The organism is Sphingomonas sp. IC-11, assembly GCF_021043365.1.
In the GTDB taxonomy this organism is placed as follows: Bacteria; Pseudomonadota; Alphaproteobacteria; order Sphingomonadales; family Sphingomonadaceae; genus Sphingomonas.
This window is the reverse complement of sequence record NZ_JAJNDU010000005.1, coordinates 109295-134721: the sequence shown is the minus strand read 5'-3', so window position 1 is coordinate 134721 and position 25427 is coordinate 109295. Positions and strand designations below refer to the sequence as shown.

At 64.5% G+C, this 25427-nt stretch carries 19 protein-coding genes; 14 read left to right on the top strand and 5 right to left on the bottom strand.

The window, feature by feature from the left end; translation table 11 throughout:
- The first annotated feature begins 36 nt into the window (after positions 1-36).
- The 9 genes from LQ954_RS14445 to topA all read left to right on the top strand — a co-directional run bounded on the left by LQ954_RS14445 (position 37) and on the right by topA (position 11708).
- On the top strand, positions 37-1458 hold the full coding sequence (locus LQ954_RS14445) for an amidohydrolase (RefSeq protein ID WP_231023741.1): 1422 nt from the start codon (positions 37-39) through the stop codon (positions 1456-1458).
- Entirely contained in the window at positions 1455-2747 is a 1293-nt protein-coding gene (locus LQ954_RS14440) for an amidohydrolase family protein (RefSeq protein ID WP_231023740.1), read from the top strand. Before LQ954_RS14445 ends, LQ954_RS14440 begins: the two co-directional genes overlap by 4 nt.
- 104 nt (positions 2748-2851) lie before the next feature.
- Positions 2852-4810 carry a heme lyase CcmF/NrfE family subunit gene (locus LQ954_RS14435; protein ID WP_231023739.1) on the top strand — a complete coding sequence of 653 codons (1959 nt, stop codon included), beginning with the start codon at positions 2852-2854 and terminating at the stop codon, positions 4808-4810.
- Complete coding sequence (locus LQ954_RS14430) at positions 4807-5334, top strand: DsbE family thiol:disulfide interchange protein (protein WP_231023737.1); 528 nt, start codon at positions 4807-4809, stop codon at positions 5332-5334. The genes LQ954_RS14435 and LQ954_RS14430 overlap by 4 nt, the downstream gene beginning before the upstream one ends.
- On the top strand, positions 5316-5813 hold the full coding sequence (locus LQ954_RS14425; protein WP_330999985.1) for a cytochrome c-type biogenesis protein: 498 nt from the start codon (positions 5316-5318) through the stop codon (positions 5811-5813). Before LQ954_RS14430 ends, LQ954_RS14425 begins: the two co-directional genes overlap by 19 nt.
- Before the next feature lie 489 nt (positions 5814-6302).
- Positions 6303-7097, top strand: a complete 795-nt coding sequence (locus tag LQ954_RS14420; protein WP_231023736.1) for a glutathione S-transferase family protein — start codon at positions 6303-6305, stop codon at positions 7095-7097.
- 14 nt (positions 7098-7111) lie between these two features.
- Entirely contained in the window at positions 7112-8467 is a 1356-nt protein-coding gene (locus LQ954_RS14415) for a cytochrome P450 (protein WP_231023735.1), read from the top strand.
- An 11-nt stretch (positions 8468-8478) separates the two neighbouring features.
- Positions 8479-8850: a hypothetical protein gene (locus tag LQ954_RS14410; RefSeq protein WP_231023734.1), complete on the top strand. Its 372-nt coding sequence runs from the start codon at positions 8479-8481 to the stop codon at positions 8848-8850.
- Positions 8851-9161: 311 nt separating this feature from the next.
- Positions 9162-11708, top strand: coding sequence for a type I DNA topoisomerase (gene topA / locus LQ954_RS14405; protein ID WP_231023733.1), 2547 nt, complete (start codon positions 9162-9164; stop codon positions 11706-11708).
- Between the two features lie 192 nt (positions 11709-11900).
- Here topA and LQ954_RS14400 read toward each other — a convergent pair whose 3' ends face one another.
- Complete coding sequence (locus LQ954_RS14400) at positions 11901-13151, bottom strand: WcaI family glycosyltransferase (protein ID WP_227772150.1); 1251 nt, start codon at positions 13149-13151, stop codon at positions 11901-11903.
- A gap of 293 nt (positions 13152-13444) precedes the next feature.
- Here LQ954_RS14400 and LQ954_RS14395 point away from each other — a divergent pair, with 293 nt between their 5' ends.
- From LQ954_RS14395 to LQ954_RS14380, 4 genes are all read left to right on the top strand, one after another.
- Entirely contained in the window at positions 13445-15691 is a 2247-nt protein-coding gene (locus LQ954_RS14395; RefSeq protein WP_231023732.1) for a TonB-dependent receptor, read from the top strand.
- A gap of 170 nt (positions 15692-15861) precedes the next feature.
- A complete protein-coding gene (locus LQ954_RS14390; protein WP_231023731.1) occupies positions 15862-16884 on the top strand; it encodes a cellulase family glycosylhydrolase in 1023 nt (340 codons plus the stop codon).
- A gap of 1 nt (position 16885) precedes the next feature.
- Entirely contained in the window at positions 16886-17275 is a 390-nt protein-coding gene (locus LQ954_RS14385; protein WP_227772147.1) for a hypothetical protein, read from the top strand.
- A 212-nt stretch (positions 17276-17487) separates the two neighbouring features.
- Positions 17488-17943, top strand: coding sequence for an Lrp/AsnC ligand binding domain-containing protein (locus LQ954_RS14380; RefSeq protein WP_227772146.1), 456 nt, complete (start codon positions 17488-17490; stop codon positions 17941-17943).
- A 44-nt stretch (positions 17944-17987) separates the two neighbouring features.
- Here the strand turns inward: LQ954_RS14380 and LQ954_RS14375 are convergent, their stop codons facing one another.
- Positions 17988-19718 (bottom strand): amidohydrolase family protein, encoded by a 1731-nt coding sequence (locus LQ954_RS14375; RefSeq protein ID WP_231023730.1) that lies wholly within the window; start codon positions 19716-19718, stop codon positions 17988-17990.
- A 41-nt stretch (positions 19719-19759) separates the two neighbouring features.
- Positions 19760-22243: a TonB-dependent receptor gene (locus LQ954_RS14370; protein WP_231023729.1), complete on the bottom strand. Its 2484-nt coding sequence runs from the start codon at positions 22241-22243 to the stop codon at positions 19760-19762.
- A 293-nt stretch (positions 22244-22536) separates the two neighbouring features.
- Here LQ954_RS14370 and LQ954_RS14365 point away from each other — a divergent pair, with 293 nt between their 5' ends.
- Positions 22537-23019 carry a GNAT family N-acetyltransferase gene (locus LQ954_RS14365; RefSeq protein WP_231023728.1) on the top strand — a complete coding sequence of 161 codons (483 nt, stop codon included), beginning with the start codon at positions 22537-22539 and terminating at the stop codon, positions 23017-23019.
- 125 nt (positions 23020-23144) lie between these two features.
- Here the strand turns inward: LQ954_RS14365 and LQ954_RS14360 are convergent, their stop codons facing one another.
- Together LQ954_RS14360 and LQ954_RS14355 are read right to left on the bottom strand one after the other, a co-directional pair.
- Positions 23145-24356, bottom strand: a complete 1212-nt coding sequence (locus LQ954_RS14360; RefSeq protein ID WP_330999982.1) for a DmpA family aminopeptidase — start codon at positions 24354-24356, stop codon at positions 23145-23147.
- 113 nt (positions 24357-24469) lie between these two features.
- Positions 24470-25243: an SDR family NAD(P)-dependent oxidoreductase gene (locus tag LQ954_RS14355; protein WP_231023726.1), complete on the bottom strand. Its 774-nt coding sequence runs from the start codon at positions 25241-25243 to the stop codon at positions 24470-24472.
- Positions 25244-25427: the final 184 nt, after the last annotated feature.

Genomic DNA, 25427 nt, shown 5'->3' with positions numbered 1-25427 from the left:
TGTCTTCCGCCGCGCGTCCGTCCAATCACGGCGCCCATGATCCTCCGTACCTCCACCGCCGGGCGCGTGCTGGCAGCCGGCCTCGCCGCGCTGTCGCTGGTCGCCTGTTCGCAGGGCGATGCCCGCCCCAAGACGGCATCGTCCAAGGCGCCGCCCAAGCCTTATTCGCGCGATCCGTACCCGTCGACGTACCGCGCTTATCCGGGCGTCCCGACGGTGGTGCGCAACGTCACGATCTTCGATGGCGAAGGCGGCCGGATCGACAATGGCCAAGTGCTGTTCGCGGACGGCAAGATCGTCGCCGTGGGCGCGAGCGTGGATGCCCCGGCGGACGCGCAGGTGATCGACGGCACCGGCAAGTGGGTCACGCCGGGCGTCATCGATATCCACAGCCACCTCGGCGATTACCCGACGCCCAGCGTCCAGGCGCACAGCGACGGCAATGAAGCGACCGGCCCGATCACCGCGGATGTCTGGGCCGAACACAGTGTCTGGCCGCAGGATCCCGGCTTCAGCCGCGCGCTCGCGAACGGCGGCGTCACCACGCTGCAGATCCTGCCGGGCTCGGCGAACCTCATGGGCGGCCGCTCGGTCACGCTGAAGAACGTCTATTCACGGACCATGCAGGGGATGAAGTTCCCCGGCGCGCCTTATGGCCTGAAGATGGCGTGCGGCGAGAATCCGAAGCGCGTCTATGGCTCCAAGGGGCGCCAGCCCTCCACGCGCATGGGCAATATCGCGGTCGACCGCGCCACCTGGGCGAAGGCACAGAGCTATCGCCGCAAGTGGGACAAGTATGACGCCGACGGCGGCGACATGCCCGATCGCGACATCGCCATGGATACGCTGCGCGGTGTGCTGGCGGGCGAGATCCTGATCCAGAACCACTGCTACCGCGCCGACGAAATGGCGATCGTCGAGGATATGGCGAAGGAGTTCGGCTACAAGGTCACCGCCTTCCACCACGCCGTCGAAGCGTACAAGATCGCTGACGTACTGAAGGCGAACGGCACCTGCGCCGCCGTCTGGGCCGATTGGTACGGCTTCAAGATGGAAAGCTACGACGGCATTGGCGAAAACCTCGCCATCCTCGAAAAGGCCGGCACCTGCGCGATGATCCACTCGGATGACGAGAACGGCATCCAGCGGTTGAACCAGGAAGTCGCCAAGGTGCTCGCCTCCGGTCGCCGCGGTGGCATCGATATCGCACCGGAAGTTGCGTGGAAGTGGCTGTCGCTTAACCCTGCGAAGGCGATGGGCATTGCCGACAAGACCGGCAGCCTCGTCCCCGGCAAGATGGCTGACGTCGTGCTGTGGAACGGCAATCCCTTCAGCGTCTACACCCGCCCCGATAAGGTCTGGATCGACGGGGCGCTCCTTTATGATGCCAATGATCCCAAGCGCCGTCCGGTGAGCGACTTCGAACTTGGCCAGCCCGGCTCGGGAGACGTCAAGTGAAGCGCGCTTTTCTCCTCCTCGCCACGATGCTGGCGAGCCCGGTTGCGGCCCAGACGGTTGCCATCACCAATGCGACGATCGCCATCGGCGACGGCTCCGCTCCCATTGAGAACGGCACGGTCGTCTTCCAGAACGGCCGCATCGTCTCCGCGGGCAAGAGCGTTGCCGTCCCTGCTGGCGCCGAAGTGATCGACGGCAGCGGCAAGTGGGTAGCACCCGGCTTCGTCGCGGGCTTCAGCGATCTGGGGATCGCCGACGCTGGCGGCGTGTCCGAGAGCAATGACGCCGGCGCGCGCTCCGCGCCTTTCAACGCCGCGATTGACGTATCCGTCGCCATCAATCCGGCGGAGGTGAAGGTCGCCAATGAGCGTCTCGGCGGCGTCACCCGCGCGTTTGTCGCACCGGAGGCTGCCGGATCGATCTTCGCCGGCCAGGGCGCCGTCATCGATCTCGGCAACGATCCACAGCCGGTTACCCGCGCGCGCGCCTTCCAGTTCGTTGAGCTGGGGGAGACCGGCGGGCGTCTCGCCGGTGGCAGCCGCCCGGCGGCTTATGCCATGCTGCGCGATGCCCTGGCGCAGGCGCAGGACTTCCGCCGCAACCCTTCCGCTTTCGGCGGTCGGGAAAAGGACTCGTTGGTGAAGCGCGGTGATGCCGAAGCGCTACTGCGCGTGCTCGACGGCGAGACCCCGCTCGTCGTCCATGTGGAGCGCGCAAGCGATATCTTGACGGTGCTCGCGCTGCCGCGTGACTATCCCAAGCTGAAGCTGGTACTGACCGGCGTGAGCGAAGGCTGGATGGTGGCACGCGAGATAGCTGCCGCTCGCGTCCCGGTGATCGCCGCCGCGCTCGCGGATCTGCCGGCGCAATTCGAGTCGCTCGGCGCAACCGAATCGAACGTCGGCCGCATGCGCGCCGCGGGCGTCCAGGTTGCGCTTGCCTCGACCGGCAACAACGGCGGCGAGCATAATCTGCGTCAGTACGCCGGCAACCTCGTCGCGATCACTCGCGTACCCGGCCACACCGGCCTCAACTGGGGCGAGGCGCTGGCCGCGATCACGTCCGGCCCGGCCGCCGCGCTCGGCATGGACGGTGAGCTCGGCTCGCTGCGCGCCGGCCGCCGTGCCGATGTCGTGCTCTGGGATGGCGATCCGCTCGAAATCTCCTCGTCGCCCACCGCGGTGTGGGTTGATGGCGTCGCCCAGCCAATGCGCTCGCGTCAGTCGCAACTGCGCGATCGTTATCTGGTCCCGACTGAGGGGGCGCTGCCGAAGGCTTATGAGCGCTGAGTATCCGTGACTGAGGAACTGGCCATGCCGGCTGGCAACCGGCACGCCGCCCTTGGCGCGGCCAGCGTAGCGGGCCATGGCCTGCGGCCCTGCGGAGCACACGCATGACCGCCGAAGCAGGCCTCGTCGCGCTCTGGCTGGCCGCGGCGCTGGCCGCGATGCAGCTGGCGCTGGCGGCACTCGCGGTGCGGCGTCGCGACGACCTGTTGAGCGCCGCCGTCCGGCCGGTCGCCATCGTGCAGGGCCTGCTGGCCGTGCTGGCGATGGCCATGTTGATCCGAGTGTTTCTGCTGTCGGACATGTCGGTCGCGTTGGTCGTCGCGAACAGCCATTCTGCAAAGCCCTGGCTTTACAAATTCGCTGGCGCATGGGGCAATCACGAAGGATCCATGCTGCTGTGGGTGACGATCCTTGGTGTCGCTGGCGCCGCCGTCGCCTGGCTGGAACGTCGCGTCGCCGAACGCACCCTTACCGCCACCCTCGGGGCGCAGGCCGCCATTGCGCTTGGTTTCTACGCTTTCCTGCTCTTCGCCTCGAACCCCTTTGCGCGGCTCGCGAACCCGCCGCTGGACGGTCAGGGGCTCAATCCGCTCCTTCAGGATCCCGGCCTCGCCTTCCACCCGCCGACCCTCTACGCCGGCTATGTCGGCCTGTCGGTTGCCTTCTCCTTCGCGGTCGGCGCGCTTCTCACACGTGACGTCGGGCCAGCCTTCGCGCGTGCCATGCGCCCTTGGGTGCTCGCCGCTTGGGTGTTCCTGACGATCGGCATCACCGCCGGCAGCTACTGGGCCTATTATGAGCTTGGCTGGGGCGGCTGGTGGTTCTGGGATCCGGTCGAGAATGCGTCGCTCATGCCGTGGCTCGCGGCAACCGCCCTGCTCCACTCAGTCAGCGTGCTCGCGACCCGCGACGGCCTGCGGGCCTGGACGGTGATGCTGGCGGTGGTCGCATTCTCCATGTCGATGCTGGGGACTTTCCTGGTTCGCTCGGGCATCCTGACGAGCGTTCACGCCTTCGCCGTCGATCCGGAGCGGGGCACCTTCATCCTGATCCTGCTGGCCATTTACATCGGCGGCGCGCTGACGCTCTTCGCTACGCGGATCGGCCTGGTGCGGGCAGGAAATACGTTCGAACTGGTCAGCCGCGAGGGCAGCCTGGTCGCCAACAATCTGCTGCTCTCCGTGATCCTGGGCATCGTCCTGATCGGGACCTTCTACCCGATCGTCGCCGCCGCTATGGGTACGCAATTGTCGGTTGGACCGCCCTTTTTCGAAAAGGCCGCGGGCCCGATCGCGCTGGTTCTCGTCGTCATCATGGCCGCCGGGCCCTTGCTCCGCTGGCGACGCGATAGTGCCGCGGCGCTGGTGAAGCGGATGACCTGGCCGATCGCGGTCACCGGTGTCAGCGCCGTTTCCCTCGTCGTGCTCGCCGGCTGGTTCGGGCTGCTGCCGATGTTCGGGCTGGCGCTCGCTGCGGGCTTGGCCGTCGCCAGCATCGTGCCGCTGTTCGGGCGCAATCTCCTGCGCACGCCGATGTTTGTTTACGGCATGGTGCTTGCGCATCTGGGCATCGCCATCAGCCTTGCCGGCATGGCTGCCTCGACCGCCTTCACCAAGGAAACGCTGGTAGCGAAGGGCATTGGCGAGGCAGCCAGCGTTGGCCCGTACCGCGTCACGCTCCGCGGCATCCGTCCGGTCATCGGGGATAATTGGTCGGCTCTTGAGGCCCGCCTCGAGGTGCAGCGCGGCGAGGCAGCGAGCGCGCTGCTGACGCCGCAGTCGCGGTTCTTTTCCAACCCGCCGACCACGACCAGTGAAAGCGCCATCCTCACCGCACTGGATGGACAGCTTTATACCGTGCTGGGCCAGCCTGATGGCCAAGGCCGCTGGCAGATCCGCTTGTGGTGGAAGCCTTGGGTGACCCTCATCTGGTTTGGCGGGCTGCTGATCGCCGTGGGCGGCGCGCTTTCGATCCTCGGCCACTGGTTGCGGGATCGTCGGCAGAAGCGCCGGGCGCACGATGCGGCGGAAGCAGCGGCTTATCGGGAGGCGTGGGGCGCATGAGGCGCTGGCTGCTTTGGCTTCCCCTCGTCCTGTTCGCGCTGGTGGTGGTGTTTGCCGTGCGCGAGTTGCGAAAGCCGAGCGATCGGACGGTATATTCCGCGATGGTCGGGAAAGCCGTTCCGGACTTCACACTGCCGCCGATCCTGTCTGGCCGACCAGGCCTTTCCGCGGCCGATCTGAAGGTCGGCCAGCCCCGCCTGCTCAACATATTCGCCAGCTGGTGCGTCCCCTGTATCGCAGAGGCGCCGCAGCTGATGAAGCTGAAGGCGATGGGCATCCCGATCGACGCGGTTGCAATCCGCGACAGCGAGCCGGCGATCGCTCAATTTCTGAAGCGCTATGGCGATCCGTACGCGCGCATCGGTGACGATCGCGACAGCCGCGTTCAGCTCTCGCTAGGCTCATCCGGCGTGCCTGAGACCTTCGTGATCGATGGCCGCGGGATCATCGTGAAGCAACATGTCGGCGATATTCGTGACGAGGATGTCGCGGCGCTGGCAGAAGCATGGCGGAACGCGCGGTGAAGACGGCGCGCGGCATCCTTCTCCGTTCCCGTGGCCGCGCCGCGCTGCTCCTGCGGCGGATCGTCGGAGCATTCGCCGCAGCCGTGCTCGTGCTGGCCCTGGCCACACCGGCTGTTGCGCAGAGCCGTGCGCCCGCGCCCTATGCCAATGTCCAACTCCCCGATCCCGCCAAGGAGGCGGAGGCGACCGCATTGATGGCGACGCTGCGCTGTCTGGTGTGTCAGGGGCAGGCGATCGTCGACAGCGATGCCGACATGGCCGGCGACATGCGCAGCTTGGTGCGGCAGCGGATCGCCGCTGGCGAAAGTGCGGACGAGGTTCGCGACTGGCTGATCGCGCGCTACGGCGATTACGTCACTTATGATCCACCGATGAGCGCCGTCACCATCCCGCTCTGGCTCACCCCGCTGGCGCTCCTGGGGCTTGGCATCTGGATCGCCAGCGCCAGCTTCCGCCGCCGCCGGCCGCCCCGCTCATAGCCTCGCCGCATAAATCTCCCTGCTGGCCGCTTCAGCCGCATCTCGACCGCGGGGCACGCCCGCCCAAGCATGAGGCATGGCCGCATCGGCTGGGCCTTCTCAACAAACCGCGGCTCGCGCAGCACTGCCCCGAGCGCGGATTGCCCGCGAATAGCCTGACAAAAGCGACGGTAGCTCGAGCGTTTGGAGTCCATCCGCCTCGACGTGCTTTGCCGCCTCGGTAGCGATCCGTCCCCACGCAGCCCGGCTCGGCCAACAGCCCAGTTCCGCAACTTCCCAGCCCGTCCTTACCTGGACGGGGCGCCATCCGCTTAGCGACGGTTAATGCGGACGCGGCGGCGGGTATCAGGCCGACTTTCGCCATGTCAGTCCCACGATGGGCCGAGCTTGCAGATTGGAAGGCCGACACACCACCAATTCGCACTGGAATTTGCCCGCGCCTACGCATAGCGTCACACCCAGAACAAAAGTTATGGAGAGGGCAGCCGCATGGCCGTCACGTTATGGGATCACCCGCTGTCGCCTTATGCGCAGAAGGTGAAGATCGCGCTGCGTGAAAAGGGCGTCGGGTTCGACACGGCCGTGCCCGGCGGGATCGGTGTCGGCGGCGCGGCCGGCGATTTCGTGGCCGCCAACCCCCGCGCTGAAGTCCCCGCGCTGATCCACGACGGCGTCGGCATCTTCGATTCCACCATCATCCTCGAATATATCGAGGATGCGTGGCCGCAGCCGGCGCTGCTGCCCACCGCCCCTGCTGATCGCGCCCGCGTGCGGATGATCGAGGAAGTGGTGGACACCCATCTCGAGGCGGTGAACTGGGGCCTGTCTGAATTGCGCTGGTTCCGCCGCGCCGAAGGCCCGCTGGCCGACACGTTGACCACTCGTGCGAGCCAGCAAGTGCGGGGATATTTCGGCTGGCTGGAACGCGAACTCGGCGACCGGGAGTGGTTTAACGGCGATACGTTCGGCTGGGGGGACCTGTCGGTGGTGCCCTATGTGAATGGATCTGTGGGCCATGGCATCGCACCTGAGCCCGGTTCCCGCCTCGCTGCGTGGCTGGCACGTGCGAATGAACGCCCTTCGGTGCGCGAAACCGTTGCCGAAGCTGCCACGACTGCCTCTTCCGGCGGGATGGGCGACGTCGCCAAGCTTTTGGAACAAGGGCTTTTCAAGCGGGAATACCGCGATCACCGCCTGGAATGGATGGTGAAGTCCGGCGGATTGGAAGTCGTCTCGCAGGGCATGGCGCGCGGCAACATCCGCTTCACGCCAGATCTTGCCTGAAATCGGAGCAGCACATGCATCTCGTCAGCGATCACATCATTGAAGGCCGTCCGGGGCCGACGTTCGAACAGGCGTATCCCACCCTTGCGGGCGTGGACCTGACCGACATTCGTCGCTTCACTTCCGGGCAGCCGTGGGCCGATTACGCGCGGATGCGTTCCGAAGCGCCGGTGATGTGGCACCCGATGCCTCGCGATGGCGTCGGCTTTTGGGCCGTGACCAGCTTCGAAGGCGTAAAGCGCGTTAACGGTGACCCGCAGACCTTCAGCAGCGAAAAGGGCGGCATCCTGATGGCGCTTGGGCCGCAGGAAACGCGGCATCCGATCCTGTTCTCGGCCTCCACCAATTCGATGATCAACCTCGACGCTCGCCCGCATCGTGAGCTCAGGCGCGAACACATGCCCTATTTCACCGCCACCTATATCAAGGGGCTGCGCGATCGTGTGTCAGCGGAGGTGACGCGGCTGCTCGACACCATGGCGCCGCTCGGCAAATGCGACCTTGTTGAAAAGTTTTCGCAGCGGCTGCCGATCTTCACGCTGTGTGAAATGCTGGGTGTGCCGGAGGCCGATCGCGAGAAGTTCATCGGCTGGATCCACTTCCTTGAAATGGCCCAGCAAATCGCCACCGAGCAGGCCGAACAGATGGCCGGCGGCGGTCAACTTAATCCGCAGATTTCGGCCTTTATCGAGCTGTTCAACAAGAACGTCGGAGAGATGTTCGAATATGGCCGGTACATGCTGGCGAAGCGCCGCGCTGAACCGCAGGCGGATCTGATGAGCGCCATTGCCAATGCCGTGGTGGAGGGCGATCCACTGCCCGATCCCTATCTGGACGGGGCATGGCTGCTGATCGTGTTCGCGGGGAACGACACCACCCGCAATTCGATCTCGGGCGCAATGAAGCTTTTCACCGAGAACCCCGGCGAGAAGCAGAAGCTGCAAGCCGACGGCAGCTTGCTCACCAACGCCGTGCACGAAATCACACGCATGGTTTCTCCCGTCATCTACATGCGTCGCACCGCTACGGTCGATACCGAGCTGGAGGGGCAGCGCATTGCCGAAGGCGAGAAGGTAATCATGTATTATGGAGCCGCCAACCGCGATCCCCGCATGTTCGCCGATCCCGACCGGTTCGACATCGCTCGGGCCAATGCGGAACGAAACATCGCCTTTGGCCATGGTCCGCATATTTGCATCGGTCGCATGACAGCGCAGTTGCAGCTTGAGGAAGCCTATCGTCAGATCTTCGCGCGCTTCCCGGACATTCGCTGGACGGGCGACATGGACATTGCCCCGAACAATTTCGTGCATGCCGTCCGCCGGCTCGAGGTGGAGTTCACGCCGGAACGGGCGGTCAAGGCAGCATGAGGGCCACCGGCATGGCCGCGCCGCGCTGGGTGTCGTGGTGGTTCCGTGGCGCGGCCGTGTTCGGCCTCATCGTGCTGCTGCCGCAGTATCTGCTTCCGCAACCGACCGGCGCAGAGTTGGTCGGTTACGGATTCATCGGCACGGCGGCGGCGTTTCAGCTCGTCTTCTGGGTCATCGGTGCGGATCCGTCCCGTTATCGCACCCTGATGCTGCCCTCCGTGGCGGAAAAGCTGGCCTTCGGTGTTCCCGCGGTGGCCCTGTTTCTGGCCGGCAAGGTGCCCCCGCCGGTTCTGCTGTTCGGATGTATCGATCTGATCCTTGGTTTGGGATTCCTGCTCGCATGGCGTGCAACGTCGCCAGCATCGACGCTGGCGACGGTTTAGCGTCGTTCCGCCCGGAGGAGCGCAGCGGCTAAGACATACGACGGGATCACAGCTCAATCTGCTCCCGAACGCTCGCGAGCGGGAAAGCAGTCGCCGCGAGATAGCGCGGCTGCGATCACAGGTGAACGCCCGCTGCGGGTGCGACAATCGATACAGCCGTATCGGCTTCGCTGGACGCGCACGACGCTCTTGTCCTTACGCCACCACTGAACGACACTGTTCGCTCTATCGACGATGCGCCGTGGCTTGACGGCGCCTCGCGATGATCCCCACCCTCGCGCGTACGTGTGAGACTTCCTAGTTAGGCGCCAATGCAACTCGTCATCGTCGAATCGCCCGCCAAGGCGAAGACCATCGAAAAGTACCTGGGCTCGGATTTTCGCGTCCTTGCAAGCTACGGCCACGTTCGCGATCTGCCGGCCAAGGACGGGTCGGTGGATCCCGATGCCGGCTTTACGATGGAATGGGAAAATTACGCCGACAAGGCCAAGCAACTGAAGGCGATCGCCGACGCGGCAAAGGGGGCTGACCGCCTGATTCTGGCAACCGACCCTGATCGGGAAGGCGAAGCGATCAGCTGGCACGTCCAGGAAGTGTTGGCGAAGCGCAAGGCGTTGCCGAAGAAGGTTGATCGCGTAACGTTCAATGCCATCACGAAGCCGGCGGTGACCCAGGCGATGGCCAACCCCCGCGAGCTCGATACCGATCTGATCGACGCTTATCGCGCGCGCCGCGCGCTCGATTATCTCGTCGGCTTCACGCTCTCGCCGGTGCTATGGCGCAAGCTGCCGGGCGCGAAGTCGGCTGGCCGCGTGCAATCCGTGGCGCTTCGGCTGATTGTTGACCGAGAGCGCGAGATCGAAGCGTTCCGCGCGCAGGAATATTGGTCCGTCACGGCTGGTCTGGAACAGGACGGCACGTCCTTCACCGCCCGGCTGGTGCAATGGGAGGGCAAGAAGCTCGACCGGTTGTCGATTGGAAACGAGGGCGATGCGCTCAAGGCCAAGGCGGCGGTCGAAGCCGGGCTTTTCTCGGTTGAACGGGTGGAGACCAAGCCCGCCACGCGCAATCCCCCGCCGCCCTTCACTACCTCCACGCTGCAGCAGGAAGCGGCACGCAAGCTTGGTTTCTCGGCCGATCACACGATGCGGATTGCCCAGCAGCTCTACGAAGACGGCGCGATCACCTATATGCGTACCGACGGCGTGCAGATGGACGGCAGCGCCATCGATGCAGCGCGGGGCGCGATCGCTAATCGGTATGACGCGAGCTACGTGCCCGACAAGCCGCGGCAATATCAAACCAAGGCCAAGAACGCCCAGGAGGCGCACGAGGCCATCCGGCCGACCGACTTCTCGCGCGATCGTGTGGGGTCCGGCGATCACGCCAGGCTGTACGAACTGGTCTGGAAGCGCGCGTTGGCGAGCCAGATGGCCTCCGCCCGCATGGAGCGAACGACCGTTGATCTGGCGGACGGCACGGGCCGCAACCTGCTGCGCGCGACTGGACAGGTGGTGCTCTTCCCCGGCTATCTTGCGCTCTACGAGGAAGGTCAGGACGACACCGCCGACGAGGATGCGCGGCGTTTGCCCAAGCTTCGGGAAGGCGACGCTCCGGCAAAACAGTCGGTCGAGGCCGAGCAGCATTTCACCCAGCCGCCGCCACGCTTCTCGGAGGCCTCGCTGGTCAAGCGGATGGAGGAACTCGGGATCGGCCGTCCCTCCACCTATGCCTCGATCATCAAGACGCTGAAGGACCGCGCCTATGTGCGGGTGGAGAAGAACCGCTTCTTCGCCGAGGAGAGCGGGCGGTTGGTGACGGCGTTCCTGGAACGCTTCTTCGAACGCTATGTCGCCTATGACTACACCGCCGAGCTCGAGGAGGAGCTTGACGACGTGTCGGGCGGACGCGCCCAATGGCAGGCCGTGCTTGAGGCATTCTGGCGCGACTTCAAGCCGCGCACCGCTGAGGTTATGGACTTCAAGCCGAGCGAGGTGACGGAACAGCTCGACGCGTTCCTCGCGCCCTACCTTTTCCCCGACAAGGCGGATGGCACCGACCCGCGGCTGTGCCCGAGCTGCGCGACGGGCAAGCTTGCCCTGCGGGGCGGTCGCTTTGGCGCCTTCATCGCCTGCTCGAACTACCCGGAATGCAAATACACCCGCCGCTTCGCGCAAGCGGGTGGAGAAGCCGCAGAGAGCACGGGACCAGAGCAGCTCGGCCAGGATCCTGAGACAGGGCTGCCGGTCGAGCGGAAGTCCGGACGCTTTGGTCCGTATATTCAGCTTGGCGAAGGCAAGGACGCCAAGCGAGCTTCCATTCCGAAGGACATCGGCGAACTCGATCTGGAAATGGCGCTCAAGCTCCTGAGCCTGCCGCGCATCATCGGTCAGCATCCTGAAACGGGCAAGGACATCGTGGCGTCGATCGGCCGCTATGGCCCCTATCTGCAGCATGACGGCAAATATGCCCGGCTCGCCGGCACGATAGACGTGTTTGAAACCGGCATGAACGCCGCGGTGGTGAAGCTAGCGGAGGCAGCGAGTGGGGCGGGGCGTCCGCAACGCGGAACGCGCGAGCCGCTAAAGGTGCTTGGAAAGCATCCGCGCTCGGAGGCCGAGATCAAGTTGATGGAGGGCCGCTACGGCCCGTATGTCACCGATGGCGAAACCAACGCCACGCTGCCCAAGACGATCGCCCCCGACCAGCTGACGTTGGAAGAGGCAGCGGAATTGATCGATGCCCGGGCTGCCATGCCTAGCAAGGGCAAGACGGCCAAGAAGAAGCCGGCCGCCAAGAAGCCTGCGGCCAAATCCGCGGACAAGAAGCCCGCCAAGAAAGCGGCCGCCAAGAAGTAGGCCATCAGTCCAGGCGTGAACACGGCCTCCGCCGCGCTCACGCCTGGGCGGGCGTGGCAACGGCGGCGCCGCAGCTGACTTTTCCCATGTGGAGTAGCAGCGGATATCCGGTCGCACCCGGCAGGTCGGAGCGGCCCGGTGATCGGCTTTGCCACTCTACGCGCTGCCGTCCTGCTTCTTATGCCGCGTTCATTAGCCCTGCGGCAGCACCGTTGACCAACTCCGTTGGGCCACAACCGCGCACAACTCGCGCTCGAACCCCTCCAGAATAGCTTGCTTGCTCCAACGCTCGACAGCCTTGCCGTGAGCAGCCCGCCCCAGCGTGGCGCGCAGCGGTTCATCATCCAGGAGGCGACTGATCGCCTCGGCAAAAGCATGCGCATCGTCCGGCGGCACGATCAGTCCGCATCCGCTCAACTCACGCCCAAGGTCCGTCTGCGGCGAGACCGTGGCCACGACGGGGCGACCCGACGCCAGCATGTTCGGCAGCTTCGAAGGCAGAACCAGATCGGCTGCCCCGGCGATCTGCGGCAGCAAGTGGATCGTCGCCAGGCCCAGCAGGTCCGCAAGGCGATCGGCCGGCTGCAGGTCATAGAACCGGATGTTGTCGCATTCGGCGACGCTCTCGGCCAACTCCCGCTTCCGCGGCCCGTCACCGCAAACGATGAACAACAAGTCACGCCGGTGCGCCAGCAAGCTTGCGGTCTGGGCGATGATCTCGACGCCCTGTTTCGCGGCGATGTTGCCGGAGTACAGCGCGACAAACGGACGATCGACCTTCCACTCGGCCCGGTACGGCGATGGCCGGTCAATTGGCGCGACGTCCGGGCGCGCCCAGTTCGGAAACTCAACGATCTCGTGGCGGGACACGCGCTTGTTCGCCAGATGGCGACACATGGCCGGCGAAATGCTGCTTACCCTGTCGCCACGGAGGGCGAGCCGCTGGACTGCGCGGGCGAGCCGGGTGACCCAGGATGATCCGCCGATCTGCCCGGTGGCAATCGCCATCTCCGCCTCGAGGTCCTGCACATGCACCCAGAACGGCAATCGGAACAGCTTGGCGCAGAAACGGGCGGCGATTGCCGCCATGGTTGACGGGATGATCGCAACGACGGCGTTAGGACGTCGTCGCAACATCAGTGCACTCACGACGAGAAAGGCGAGCACAGCAAAGCTGCCCAAGTGCAACAATCGTCGCAGGCCATTCGGCACCGACGGCACATAGTGGGGGAGGCGGATTATACTGACGCCGTTTTCGACAGCCCGCCAGATCCTAAGTCGTCGATAAGCGGGGATGATTTTCCAGTGCGGGTAGGAAGGTGTTCCGCATACGACGCGGACTTTATGACCTGCGTTGGCAAGCATTTCTGCCATGCCTGTTGTACAAGGTCCGACACCGACCGGCTCGGGGGCATAGTTTGGTCCAACGATGAGGATCTCCATCCCCTTTTTCACGACGCACAAACCTGTCTGGCGGCGGTATCAACGCATAAGACGATGCTTACCTTACTAGGTGACATGGAAGTCTCCCCCGTTTTCTTGCGGCTTTTACCGCCCCGGGCATGTTCTTTATCTCCGCCAATTGATTGTCCAATAACTATTAATTAACCTGGATCAATATCATGATTCCGTAGCTAGGTCGGGAACCCGGCATGCCGAGGCGCGCTGCGGGCTGCTTGACCGCCGATCAAGATCTCCATAGCGGGCTGCCGCTTTGCACATGGACCTTGTCGGGAATGAATGACGTGCGAGCCTTGATGATCGTGGCTTGCGTTGCTGGTGCGCCCGCCGCGGCCCAGCCATTGTCCGAACAGAAGGAAACCGTGGCCGATATTCTGGTCACGGCGGAGCGCCGTGAGGAGCGCGCGCAGACCGTGCCTCTCGCGCTTTCCGTCCTGCCCTCCTCCCGGCTCGAGGAGGAGGCGATGGCGAACCTGGACCGGATCGGCGCGGCCGTGCCCAACCTTTACCTGGCGCGGAACTTCGGGACGAGTTCTGGCGCTCTCGTGTTCTTGCGCGGCGTGGGCGAGGGAGACTCGATCTTCACCAATGATCCGCCGGTCGGAATCTATGTCGACGACGTGATAATGCCGCGGTCCACCGGCGCCCTGCTCGACCTTATTGACGTGGAGCGAGTGGAGGTGCTGCGCGGGCCACAAGGCACGCTTTACGGCCGAAACACCAGCGGCGGCGCCATCAAGCTGGTAATGAAGCAGCCCTCTTTCGACAAAGTGAGCGCCCAAACGGATGTAACCGTCGGAAGCTATGGGCGGATTGATGCGAGGACGACGGCCAATCTGCCGCTGACCAGCAATCTCGCGACGCGCTTCTCCGCTATCTCGCGCAACCAGGACGGCTGGGGGCACAACCTAACCAACAGAGAACGCGTGAACACCCAGGATCTGCTGGGCGCGCGCGCGTCGATCCTCTGGGAGCCATCCCCAGCTGCAACCATTTACGCGACCCTCGATCTAACACGCGACCGTTCCAGCCCGCGATTTCCGCAGCGGTTCAAGCCCGATCCGGAGCACGCCGGGCGCTATACCAGCATGTTCATTGCCCCTGACGGCGATATCGACGCCTTCGCCTCGGCTGACACCGATCCGCTCAATCGGACCGACACCGGCGGAGCGTCGGTGCGAGCAGAGTATCGCTTCAGCCGCGCAACACTGACGACCATCACCGGCTATCGCGCACTCCGCTCACGGATCGGGTTCGACCAGACGGCCAATCCGCCGGGTGCCCGGGCAAATGTGATCCTTCTTCAGGATCAGGATCAGCATAATTTCACCCAGGAAGTGCAGCTTGCGGGGGAAGCGTTTGCACAGCGCCTGGAATGGCTCGCCGGGGCCTATTACTTTCACGAGCGTAACGATCAGCTTACCGCGATAAGCTTCGCCACGCCCGCTGGCACAGGTGCGCGGTTCCGCAACCGGGACTTCTTCAACGCGCCATCGCGTGGGGTCGGGCTCACGGGCAATTGGTCACCCTATCAGCCACAGCTGGATACGCGCAGCTACTCGCTGTTCGGATCCAGCACTGTTCTGCTTGGCAATCATGCGCGGATCACTGCGGGCCTTCGCTACACCGATGAGCGTAAGCGGTACGACGTTTCGTTTCTCTCCGGGCCCGACACCATCCTGATACTGCCGGATGGCCGTGTCGCCCGCCGCCGCATCGCGGAGCGCTGGAGAGATGTGTCGCCCCGTCTCGGCCTGGACTATCGAATGGATACCGGCACCGGCGAGACCATGATTTACGCCTTGGCTGCCAAGGGCTTCCGCAGCGGCAGCTTCGACGGACGCGCACGTAACGTCGATTTCGTGATGAACCGACAGGCTGCGATCGCGCCTGAAACCGTGTGGAACTATGAGCTTGGCGTGAAATCCGACTGGCTGCACCGCAAGCTGCGCCTCAACGCGACTTATTTCATCAACGACTACCGGAATATCGCCTTCTCTGCGTCCCGGGCCACCGCCGGGCCACCCGACATCTTTCGCCAGAATGTCGGCGACGCGCGCATCCAGGGTCTGGAACTGGAATGGACCGCACAGCCGCTGGCGGGCGTGGAGATAGGCGGCTGGGTGGCCACGCTGGCGGACCGGTTCACCACGCTTGCCTCCAGCCCCGGCTGCACCGCCTTTGTTCCCGATGAACGCGATCTGGACCTGCGGTTCACGCCTGCCTTGCGCTATCAGGTACGGGCGAGCTTCACACAGGAGCTAGGGTCCGCGCGTGTGCGGCTGGGCGGCGATTACAGCGCATCCTCCCCTTATTCGATTGCGCTGTGCAACGAACCGCAGCATCGCGTGACCAACGCAGCGCAGCTGAACATGCAGGCCGGCGCGGATTGGCGCGACTGGGGACTTCTGATCGCCGCAACCAACCTGGCAGATCGCCGCTACAATAGCGGAAGCGTCGGCTCGATCGGATATCCCGTCGCGCCTCGGGAGCTGATCTTGCGGCTCAGCCGAAGCTTTTGATCCGATTTGCCGGTGGATCCGGGTGACGGCCGAAAGTACCCAAGCAACTACGTATTCCTACCTACGGTGAAAACCGTATGACTCAAGAAACAATCGACTCGTCGCTAAGATATTGAAGCGAATCAATTTCCTTTCCCTTGCGCGCCGACAGGTTTTTCACAGGAATCATTATGCGCGCCTTGGCCGTTACGGCTCTTTTGCTTCTCGCCACTCCCGCTATTGCTGGCCCCGTCAAATCCACAGCGTCGAAGAACATCAACCTCAGCAGCAGCCCCCTGATGGGCGTCAATCTTTCCGGCTGTGAGTTCGTGGACAACGGCGCACTTTGTCCGACCCCGTCGGCCATCAACACCTATATCGACAAGGGTTTCAACGCCTTCCGCATTCCCTTCCGCGGCGCACAGGCCAGCAATCCGGTCGTGATCGCGAAGATCAAGGCTGCTGCCGATGCTGCTGCGGCTCGCGGCGCCTATGTGATCCTGGACCGCCATGATTATGGCAACACATTCGATGCCGCGGGCGCCGCCTGGTGGGCCGCCCTGATGAAGAACTTCCCCGACGATCGCCATGTTCTGGTTGATACGATGAACGAGCCCAAGAAGGGCCGCTCCTATGAAAAGGACGCCAGCGGGAAGTCATACGCCACTGACGTGAACGAGGGCATCGCGGCCTTCCGCAAAGCAGGCTTCAAGCATGTGCTGCTGATCGAGTGGCGCAACTGGGCCGGCATGCAGAACTTCAACAAGAACGAGACCGCGGACAAGCCCTGCAGCAGCCCTGCATGCTCCTTCGACCGCGCTGGCGGCCTCAAGGATCCGCTCGGCCGGACGATGATCTCCGGTCACCGCTATCCCGACTCGGACGGCTCCGGCACCAGTGCCACGTGCGTGAGCAATACAACGGCGTCGAAGCTGGTCGGAAACACCACGGCGGCTGCACAGGCCCGCACCATGAAGGTGTGGATCGGCGAGTTCGCCTTCGGGAATGCGCTGGGCGTGAATGCGACGTGCAAGGCGATCGGCGCCGATCTGGTCCGCTACATGCGCTCGCTGCCGAAGACCTATGTTGGCGTCAGCTGGTGGGGCGGCGGCGCCGGGTGGAAGGAAGACTATCACTACAAGGTAGAGCCCAAGAAGGGCACCTTCGCCTCCGCGCCCGATAGCGAATATCTGAAGATCCTCGTGGGCAAGTAAGGTGGCGGTTACTTCGCGAGCCATTGGTTCGGGCGGAGGCCGGGCCCGTCCGGCGCTTCTGCTCGGCGCCGCCGCTGTTGCGGCACTACTGGGCGGCTGCGGCAGCCGCAGTGAACCGGCCGAGCCGCACGGAATCGTCGTCGTCAAGGGCGGTGGCGATTTCGGGTCCTTGACCGCAGGGCAAGCCCGTCTCGCGGCGGGTGACCCGACCGCCTTCGCCGGAGCGGCCGATGGCAGCAGCTCTGACGTCGGCGAGCCGCTGGCACCAGACGTTGCGGCCCTTGATGATCCCATCCGGGATGCGGCCATCACGGCAAAGCGGGAGGCCGATCCTTATCGGATCAGCGCCGTAGACCCCGACGCGCTCGCCGCTGCCGGGATCAGCGGCTGAGGCGTAGGAAAGTGGGTGCCGACGACATGCCCGCAGATGAGCAAGTCGCCGGCACCGCCCCGCTCTGGCCGCCAGCATGGGCAAAGATAGCGGCAACAAGCACCTCGTCCCTCCATTCCCCTCCGCGATGGCGTAGGGGGAAGATCGATCCTTGCGTGGTCCGGCGAGCGCGATACCTTCGGCCAAACAACGGGGGGAGCCGAAGGTCTGCTATGCTTGACCAGATTGACCGGAACATTCTTCGGGTGCTTCAGCGCAACGGCCGCATCACCAATCAGGACCTCGCGGCCCAGGCCGGGATTTCCCCATCCGCGTGCTTCGATCGTCTGCGCAAGCTTCGTGAACAAGGATATGTCAGCGACATCGTCGCGTTGCTCGATCCTCAGAAGCTCGATCGCGCGCTGCTGGTCTTCATCGAAGTAATGCTGGATCGCACCACCAGCAACGTGCTGGAGGATTTCGCGGTGGCGGTTCAGGATATGCCCGAGATCCTGGAATGCCACATGGTCGCCGGCGGCTTCGACTATCTGCTGAAGGCGCGGGTGGAGGACATGGCCGCTTACCGCACGTTTCTCGGCAATTCGCTGTTCCACATGACCGGCATTCGCGAGACGCGAACTTTCGCCGTGCTGGAAGAAGTGAAGTACACCACGGCGCTCCCGATCTAAGCGGGTCTTTCGGGTGCCCTCGCTGACGAGGGCACCCGCATGGTTCAGGACACAGGGGTGGGCTGCGGGGTTGTGGCGAAAGGCGGCTCCTGCGGGATGACCGGCGGCGACACTGGCGTCGGCACCACCTGCTTCTCGCGTTCCACCATGGCCGCGACGTCGGCGAGCAGCCGGGGCGCGTCATACACGATACCGTCTTTGATCGTGTAGCGAACGCCGCCAATCCGCTCCTGCTTGTTCGTCTCCGGATTCAACCGGACATAGCCGGTGCCGTACAGCGTCTTGAGGTTGGCGAGCGGGTTTTCCGGCACGATCACCAGGTCGGCCAGCATGCCGCGCCGCACCGCGCCGAACTCCGGCTCCTGCCCCTTGGGCTCCATCAGCGTCTTGGCGCCATTGACCGTGGCCGCGCGGAAAATCTCCAGCGGCGTCAGCCCGGCCTCCTGGTACAGCTCCAACTCCTCGACATAGGCGAAGCCATAGACCTTGTAGATGAAGCCGGAATCGGTCCCCACCGTCACCCGGCCGCCGATCTGGTTATAATCATGGATCAGCTGGAAGAAGTTCTTGTAGAATCCCTTCCAGTTCGTCTCGATCTGGCTGGTCCAGTCGAAGAAATAGGAACCGTGATTGTCGCGGGTGGACTGGAAGTAGTTCCATAGCTGCGGCGTCGTATATTTACCCTGCCAGTCGGCATTGCGCGCGCGCATCAGGTCGCGGGAGGCGGCATAGATGTTGAACGTCGGGTCGAACGTGACGCCGTTTGCCTTCTGCTCCTTTAGATAATCCCACCATTGTTCGGACCCGACGTCATAGATCTCGTCCTTGATGTCGGCGACCTGCGCGAAGCGATGCAGCTCGTTGTAGAAATTATAGTCGGGCGTGAACTTCTGGATCGTGTGATTCTTCAGCAGCGATTCCATGTGCCCATAGAAGTGGGTGATCGTATCCAGCCCGGCGCGACCGGCGATGATCCCGTTGAAATCGGACACGCCCGTCTGGCTGAGGTGGGCGACGGTGCCCATCTTGTTCTTGTGCGCTTCGTCGATCGCTGCGGTCATGACGGCCGGGGTTTCATCCTCCCGCCCGAAGAACTTGATCCCGTCGATGTCGTTTTTGGCCGCCCAGCGCACCCATTCGCGCGCCTTTTCGGGGCTGGAGATGCGCCCGCCGGACCAGCCTGCGCCCAGCGTCTGATAATTGAAAATGCGCGGCGCCGCGATCTCGTTACGCGCCGATCGCGCCTTTTCGTTGCTGGTGAAGGACGGGGAGGCGAGCGACACGCCGCGCACCGTGGTCACGCCATGCGCCAGCCACAGCTTGTAGGCGTAGGATGCGTCGGGTGCCTTGTCCTTGGCGGGCAAATGCGTGTGCAGGTCCACGAAGCCGGGCAGCACGTACATGCCGGTGGCGTCAATTTCCTGGTCGAAATCCTGCGGCGCACGGTTCTGCGCCAGCGCCATGCCCGGCCAGCCGGCCTGGCGGATGTCGGCGATGCGATTGCCTTCGACGATGATGTCGACCGGGCCGCGCGGCACCGATCCGGTGCCGTCGATCAGCGTCGCGCCGCGAATGACGAGGCGGCGGAACGGCCCCGCGCCCTCGCCGGCGACGCGTGCCGGCGCGGCCCCCGGCTGGTTCCCCGCAGGGGCGGCGGCCGCGGCCGCGCGTGGTGCCTTTTCCTCATGCGCCAGCGACTGGGTGGAGAGCGAGGCAATACCTGCAACAGCGGACGTGATCAGCAGGCGAGCGTTGAATCGGCGGAACAATGCCATGGTCGATCCTTGAAAGAATGGATGGGGCGTGACGCGGCGGATCAGAACCGCCGCATCAGGTTGAGCCCATAGGTGCGCGGCGCGATGCTGACGGCGTTGGTGATGCCGCCGGAGTTCGCACTGGCGCTCATCTGATTGATGGCGGTGTCGTCGAACAGGTTGTTGGCGAACAGATACACCCCCCAGTCACTGTCCACGCCCTCGATGCCGAAGCGCAAGTTGACCACGTCATACGCATCGATTTTCCGACGGTATATGTCTGTCGGGCTAAGCGTGCTGTAGAATGATCCGACATGGCTCGCGTCGATGCGGGCAGTGCCGGTCAGCGTGTCGGACAGCGGACGCTTGTAATCGAGCGAGGCGGAGGCGGTGATCCGCGGCACATTGGGGATACGGTCGCCGCGCCGGCCGGTCGCCACCACGAAGTCGCTGACTTGGTCCTCCGACAGCTTGGCATCGGTGTAACCGAACGCACCGCTGAAGGAGAGGCCCTGGAAAAGGTTGGCCGACAGCTCGGCCTCCGCACCCCAGACACGCGCCGCACCCGCGTTCGAGATCAGGCCGAATACCGAACCGGTGCCGGCCGTGCGTGCCGAGACCTGCAGATTGTCCCAGTCGATGCGATAGCCGGCGAGGTTCAGGTACACGCCGCGCGCCAGCGTGGTCTTGGCGCCCACCTCGTAGTTCCACAGGCTGTCGGACGTATAAGCCGCGCGCTCGGCGGGCAGGCCGATCACCTGGTTCACGCCGCCGGGGCGGAAGCCCTGTGCCGCCTGGGCGTAGAACAGCAGCCGCGTGGTTGGCTGCCACGACACGTTGAACTTGTAGATCAGGCCGTCTTCTTCGTAGCTCGCCTCGGTATAGGGCGTCACGCGCGAGCTGTAGTGGATCTGGCCGACGTCGATCCGCCCGCCCACCGTACGCTCGAAGTTGAAATAGCGCGCGCCCGCGGTCAGCGTCAGCTGATCGGCCAGCTTGTAGCTGAGTTCCGCATAAGCCGCCTTCTGGCGCAGTTCGTCGTTGATCGTGCGGTCATAGGCGATCGCGCCCGGCGTTGACGGGCTGTACACCGCGCCAGTCTCCGGGCTGGCCACCAGCAGCAGCGATCGCACTTCCGTATCGCGGCTCTCCAAGAAGCCGCCGACCGTCCACTGGAACGGGCTTTCGTTGTTGGAGCTGAGGCGAAGCTCGTGCACCCAGTTGTTTAGCTTCTGGGGCTGGTACAGCGCCGACGTTTGCAGTGGCACGGTGGCGTTGAAATAGCCGGTCAGCTGATCCGCGGTACATTGCGTCGTGTTCGCGGCCGCGGTGATACCCAGCTGGTAGCGGCGGCACCCCTCACGCGTGCCGGCGGAATTCAGCACGTTAACGAAGCGCCCTTCCGCATTCTGCACCGTGCCGACGCGGCCGTTGAACGTGTCGCTGACGTCATAGGTGCGCGTGAAGTCGCGGTCGAAATAGCTGGTGGATCCGGTCACGCTGAACCCGCCGAAATCATAGCGGATCGTGCCGTTGAAGATGCGGTTGTCATCTTCGTTGATGTTGTCCGCGTGCATGTTGCTGGCGAAATCGAATCCGTTGGCACGCGAGAAATCAGGCCGCCACAAGGGGATCGGCGCATCGACATGCTCATAGGTCGCAGACAGGTCGATGGTCAGGTCTTCGGTCGGCGTGATGCGCAGCAGCGCACGGCCGCCATAGCTTTCGCCGTCATTGATGTTCTTGACGTTGCGCAGATAGCGCGGATCAGGGCTGGTATCGACGACGTTACCGGCATTCGGATCGTTGGTAAGAATGATATTGTCGACGTAGCCGGCGAACTTGTTGTAATTGCCCACGATCCTGAGCGCGATCTTGTCTTCGACGATCGGCAGGTTGATCATCCCGTCCAGCGAGAACCCGGGCCCGCCGCCTTCCACGGTGGTCATGTTGCCGCTGAATGCCGCCTCCAGACGATCGGCCTTCGGCTTTTCAAAGATGATGCGCAGCGTGCCGCCCATGGACCCGGATCCGAACAGCGTTCCCTGCGGCCCGCGCAGCACTTCGGCGCGCTCCACGTCGAACAAGCGGAAATCCGGGGTGCTGCCGCCCGAATCCGACGTGGTGCCGACCGAGCCGGACACCGGCGTTTCGTCATAATAGACGCCCACGGTGGGCTCACCGGCGGAGGTGATGCCGCGGATCAGCACCCGGCGGCTGCCCGGTCCGCTGTCAACAATGCGCAGCGACGGCGCGGTGCGGGTCAGTTCGGTGAAGCTGGTTGTGCCGGACGCGGCGAGCGCCTCGCCGGAGGTTGCCGAGATGGCAATCGGTGTATCCTGGATACGCGTGTTGCGGCGAAGAGCCGTGACGACGATCTCGCCATCAGCTGCTGCATCCTGCGCGCCCGCCGATGCTTCTACAGGCGCTGGCTGATTGGGGACCTCCTGAGCCGCCGCAAGGCTCGGCGCAAATGCCATCGCCCCACCCAGCAGAAACGCCCGCATGCCCGGCATACGCCGGCCAGCACTGTTCAGTGCTACCATTTCACCCCCCTTTGTGACCTTGCGTCCTCCCGCCACGCGGGATCGGCAATGATGCTGCGCAGCGTAAGCTTTGTGCGACCGAAAGTGCTGCGTTTTTACGGCCGTTCAGGAGAATTATTGCGTCCGGCATGCGGCAGCCGCAAAAGGATGTTCTTTCCGGACGCCGCACGCCGAAAAACTGTCGCCCGAACGACTTCGTCGCGGCATGAGCATTCGCCGCCCCCATTGCCGGCGTGAATCATCAGGGGGCTGGGCGTGCGGATCGCACGAAACGAACGACAAAAGGGGCTGCAATGCTGATCCGGGAAGCACGAGAAGCGGACTGCTCTGCCATCGCAGCGATCATCATGCCCACCATTGCGGAAGGCGCGACCTATGCGCTCGACCGGGACATGAGCGTAGCCGATGCAATCTCCTACTGGATGGCCGCGGACAAGGAGACGTTTGTTCTCGAGGATGACGGTGACATCATCGGCACCTTTTATCTTCGGGCCAATCAGGCGGGCGGCGGACGGCACGTCTGCAACTGCGGCTACATGACCCGGCAGGATGCCGGCGGTCGCGGTGCTGGCCAGTTCATGTGCGAACAATCCATGATGATCGCCCGGGCGCGCGGCTATCGCGCGATGCAATTCAACTTCGTCATCAGCAGCAATGCGGCAGCCGTTCGCCTCTGGCAGCGGCTCGGCTTTGACATCGTCGGCCGCCTGCCCGGCGCGTTCGATCACCCGGACCATGGCCTTGTCGACGCACTGGTGATGTTCCGCACCCTGTAGCCCGGACCGAAGCCTCGTGCTGGCTGTATCATCCGCGCGGCGTCACGGCCGGTTGGGGAGCGCCGCGGCAACAAGACTGTGCGAGGACACCGCGCCGCTGCGCCAGAGGGTGCCCCGCCGACGCCTTACCGCCGGCGCTTGCCCTCGCCCGGCCCGGCGGGATCGTCGCTCCGGTGCATCTGGCGCCACATCGCCACAACCTTTTCGACCGGCAAGCGATCAACGGTGCCGCGATATCCCTTCACCGTTTGGCCAGCGAACAACGAGTTGATGACCGCTTCCTCGGTCGCTTCGCTCACTGCCTGGAAAAGCGGCGTCATCTGATCGTTGCCGACATCGGGATAGCTGCTGACGATGCCACGCCGCTGCTGCGTACGACGCACGTCCGCATGGGTGGAAAAGGCGATGGCATAATCGCCGGAGCCGTTGGTCATCGGCGATCCGGTGCGGGCGATACCAAGAAAGGCGCGCGCCGCGAGCCGCTTCAGATTGCGATCGGACAGCGGAGCATTGGTGGCGATCACGACGATGATCGAGCCGTCGCCCTGCTTGCGGTCCACGGCATCCTCGAACAGATAACCGCCCAGCCGCTCACCCACTGGCATGCCGGCGATCGTGAGCACCCCGCCGTAATTGCTCTGCACCAGCACGCCAATGGTATGGCCACCCAGCGACTTGGGCAGCACGCGCGAGCTGGTTCCGATCCCGCCCTTGTAGCCGAAGGCCACCGTGCCGGCGCCGGCGCCCACGGCGCCTTCGGCGACCGGGCCGGGCTTTGCCGCGGTGATCGCCTCACGCGCGGTGGCGATCGTAACCGTGCGTGCGCGAATGTCGTTGAGGAAAGAGTCGTTGGTCTCGCCGACCACCGCATTCACCGATTGCACCTGATCGTTGCCGGGTTGCGCCAGCGTCCATTCGATTGTGGCGGCCGCGGCTTCGGGCACAGAGAGCGTGTTGGTGAGCAGGATCGGCGTCTCGAGCTCGCCCAGTTCCTCTACCTGAGTGCTGCCGGCGAACTTGCCAAAGCCGTTGCCGACGCTGAACCCCGCCGGCACCTTGTTCTGGAACAGGTTGTCGCCGTGCGGAAAGATGGCGGTCACGCCGGTATGCACGCGCTCCCCGTCCACCAGCGTCGCGTGGCCGACCCGAACGCCCGTGACGTCCGTGATCGCGTTGAGTGGCCCAGGGGTCAGAATGCCGAAGCGAATGCCAGCCTCCCGCGCTCGGGTTGGCGCCGGCTGCGCCGGATCGGCCCGCAAGCCCGTGCTCATCGCCAGCAACCCGCTACCCAGCATCGCACATCCGATCAGCCGCCCAAGCCGCCCCAGCTTCGCCATTGCCTGTCCATCCCCCCTGAACCCGCCAGTGCCACCTCACCAGCGTCAGGGCGCGTCTTCGCACATCCGCCGTCACTGTCCAGCGCCGGCGCTGGCACCGGCTCACCGGCAGGTCACCGATCCTGCCCGCCATCGACGGGCACGATCGCGCCGGTGACGAAGCTCGCGAGCGGGCTGAGCAGAAACGCCGCTACGCTGCCGATCTCCTCTGGCCGGCCAAAGCGCTGCAACGGCACCTCGCGCCGGATCCAACGCCACCAGCTTTCGGCGCGCGGGCCCGTGGAGCGCTCCTCCCAATCGCCGCCGGGAAAGATGATGTTGCCAGGCGCGATGGTGTTTACCCGAACCCCTTTTGGCCCGGCGATCACCGCCAGTTCCTTGGCGAGGTGCCCCATCGCAGCCTTGGCGGTGCCATAGGTCAGCGGTGTGCCGAGTGCGGCGAGCCCAGCGATGGAGCCGATCATCAGCAGCGAACCTTCACCGCGTGGCGCCATCCGGCGCAGCGCCGCTCGCGCCAGGTAAAAGGCGGAGTCGAGATTCTGCGCCATGCCGCCGCGCCATGTTTCATCATCCACCTCGAACCCTGGCGGGCATGGATGCAGGCCGACATTGGCGACAGCGCCCCACAACGGCCCCATCGCCGCTTCGGCATCGGTGATCACCTGCTCCACCTGGTTGGGATCGGTCATGTCGCCGGCCGCGCTCCAGATCGCGTCGGCGCCATAACGGTCGGCGAGCGCCGCATGGGTCGCGGCCAGAGCCTCGGCACCCCGCGCCGTCATGGCCACCCGCGCGCCTTCCCCAAGGCACGCTTCGACAATGCCGAGGCCAATGCCGCGGCTACCCCCTGCCACGAAGATCGTCTTTCCGGTAAGCTGCAGGTCCATTCGCCTCTCTCCTGTTCCGCCGCTCTCGATCGTGCCGGCATGCGGGATCTTCTGCCCGCACCTGCATCGCCCCACCGCGTGCGCGATGGCAAGCACGTCTTGCCTCTGACACCAGAGAGGCACCGTCCGCCCCCTCATGCGCCTCTCGGCGTCCGGCGCCACGCAGCCAATCTTGCGCGCCCGG